Origin of the sequence: Phytoactinopolyspora endophytica, assembly GCF_004138495.1 — a bacterium.
GTDB lineage: Bacteria > Actinomycetota > Actinomycetes > Jiangellales > Jiangellaceae > Phytoactinopolyspora > Phytoactinopolyspora endophytica.
In genome coordinates, this window is the sequence record NZ_ML142850.1 from 65,850 (window position 1) to 68,449 (window position 2,600).

Annotated in this window: 3 protein-coding genes; all 3 read left to right on the plus strand. The window is 72.7% G+C overall.

Annotation, left to right across the window (positions count from 1 at the left end):
• On the plus strand, positions 1-851 hold an 851-nt coding region (locus tag ELR45_RS03640), incomplete at its 5' end, for an ABC transporter permease (protein ID WP_165367448.1).
• Positions 839-1,645, plus strand: coding sequence for an ABC transporter permease (locus tag ELR45_RS03645; RefSeq protein ID WP_129663567.1), 807 nt, complete (start codon positions 839-841; stop codon positions 1,643-1,645). The genes ELR45_RS03640 and ELR45_RS03645, both read left to right, overlap by 13 nt.
• Positions 1,642-2,600: ATP-binding cassette domain-containing protein (locus ELR45_RS34525; protein ID WP_165367449.1), on the plus strand; the 959-nt coding region annotated here is incomplete at its 3' end. The genes ELR45_RS03645 and ELR45_RS34525, both read left to right, overlap by 4 nt.

A 2,600-nucleotide genomic window follows, 5' to 3' on the forward strand; every position in this document is an offset into this window, starting at 1 on the left:
AGATCCTGCCGGGTGATCCGGCCAGTCAGGCGCTGGGCATGAACGCCGAGCCCGAACGGGCGGCCCTGCTCCGTGCCGAGCTGGGCCTTGACCGGCCGCTGCCGCAGCGCTACGTCGACTGGCTGGGCGGCCTGCTGACCGGAGACTTCGGTGTCAGCGCCTTGACCCGGCAACCGGTCGGGCCGGTGATCGGCGAGCATGCCGGCCGCAGTCTGATCCTGGCCGCCGGTGCGCTGCTCATCGTCGTATGTGTCGCCGTTCCGGCGGGAATCGTCGCCGGGTCCCGGCCGGGAACGGCCCGCGACCGGGCGACGTCGCTCGGCGCCCTGGCGATGCTGTCGATTCCGGAGTTCGTCCTGGCCACACTGCTGATCACGGTGTTCGCCCACGGCCTGGGCTGGTTTCCGCCGGTGTCGCTCGTCGGCGGCGGCTCCGGCGCCCTGGCCGAGCCGGCCAAGCTGGTGCTGCCTATCGTCACCCTGGCCGCTGTGGCCGGCTCGTTCACCATCCGTCTGACTCGCGCCGCCGTCGCCGAGGCGGCCGCGTCCGCGCACGTCGAAGCCGCCAGGCTGGCCGGCATCCGGGAGCCGGCCGTGCTCATCCGGCACCTGCTGCCGTCGGTACGGGCACCGATCGCTCAAGCGCTGGCGCTGGCCATTCCGTACCTCGTTGGGGGCGCGCTCGTCGTGGAGACCGCGTTCGGCTACCCAGGTCTGGCGGCGCTGGTGGCCGAGGCCGCCGCCAACCGGGACGCGGTCCTGCTCGGCGGCGCCGGAATGGTGCTGGCCACCGTGGCGGTCACCGGCTTCTGGCTGGCCGAGCTGGCGGGGAGGCACCGATGGGCCGGCTGACGCGGAGCTGGTTCCTGGTCGCCGCGCCCGGCGTCGTCGCTGTGGCGCTGGCGCTGGCCGGACCACTGATGGTCGACGACGACGCCACCGCCTCACGTGGGCGGCCGTTCCTGCCGCCCGCGCCGGGGCTTCCCCTCGGCACCGATCACCTGGGCCGCGATGTGTGGTCAATGGTGCTCGACTCCGGTCTGACGCTGATCGTGCTGCCACTCGTGGCGACCACCATCGGCACGGTCATCGGCGCCTCGCTCGGGTTGCTCACGGGCTGGCGGCGCACTGCGCTCGGGGTGGTCGCGGTGCGGGCCAGTGAGCTGCTGCTGGTCGTACCACCGTTGCTGATCACGGTGCTGGCGCTCAACGCGGCCAGTGGCTCCGGCACCGCCGTGCTGATCGTCGTGGTGGCGCTGCTCGGCGTCCCCAGCACCATGCGGTTCACCCGCGCGGCCACCTCCGCCGTGGTCAACCGCGGCTACGTGGAGCACGCGGTGGCGATGGGCGAACGCACCCCCACGCTGCTGGTCCGTGAAGTCCTGCCTACGGTCACGGCGCCGATCCTGGCGGACGCGGGCCTGCGCCTGGTGGGGGCCATCTACGTCATCGCCTCGGTGAGCTTCCTCGGCCTGGGTGGTTCGGCACTCGGCGACAGCTGGGCGGGCATGGTGGCCGACAACGTCGTCGGCGTGCCGCTCAACCCGTGGGCCGTGATCGTTCCGGCGGCCGCCATCGTCGCCGTCGTCATCTCGATCAACCTGGTGGCCGACCGGGTCGCCGACACGGCACGGAGGTCGATGTGACCAGGGATGTCATCGTCGTCGACGATCTGAGGGTCGGCTCCCGCACCGGCCCGGTGCTGACCGACGTCTCGTACCGGCTCGGCGCCGGCGAGCGGCTGGCCATCGTCGGTGAGTCCGGAGCCGGCAAGACCACACTGGCGCTGGCCGCCCTCGGCGTGGTCCGCCCAGGACTGCGGCGGCTGGCGGGCACGGTCCATCTCACCGGGCGTGATCTCTTCGCGATACCCGAGCGGACCCGCCGGGCGCTGCGCCGGCACTCGACCGCCTGGCTGGCGCAGGATCCCGCCGCCGCGCTGACGCCCACCATGCCGGTGGGCCGGCAGATCGCCGAGTTGCTCGACTCGCCGTCACCGGAGCGGATAGCCGACCGGCTGCGCGCGGTCAGCCTCCCGGACGACGAGGAGTTCCGCCGTCGACTGCCCGGGGAGCTCTCTGGCGGGCAGCAGCGCCGGGTCGCGCTGGCCCGGGCGCTGGCCGCCCAGCCCCAGCTCGTCGTGCTGGACGAGCCGACCGCCGGGCTGGACACGGTGACCAGCCGTGCCGTCGTCGCCGAGATCGAACGGTGGCAGACCGAGCTCGGTTTCGCCCTGCTGGTGGTGACGCATGATTTAGAGCTCGCCGCCCGCTCGTGCGACGAGGTGCTGGTGCTTCATGAGGGTCGGATGGTCGAGGCCGGACCGACTGTGGACGTCTTGACCTCGCCGCGCCACGAGTACACCAGGCGGTTGGTCGACGCGTATCCGGACGCGGAGTCCGGGCAGCGGGCTGCCACGCACACGTCAGTGGACACCACCGTGGACACCTCCGCACACAGCCGGCAGGTGCTCCGGGCGGACGACGTCCATGCCGGTTTCGGGGCCACCGCCGTGCTGCACGGCGTCTCGGTCGACATCGCGGCCGGCGAGTGCGTCGCGATGATCGGTCCGAGTGGCTCGGGCAAGAGCACGCTGGCCCG

Coding starts and splice junctions, on each gene's coding strand:
- ELR45_RS03645 (WP_129663567.1), top strand. CDS start 839: ATGGGCCGGCTGACGCGGAGCTGGTTCCTGGTCGCCGCGCCCGGCGTC.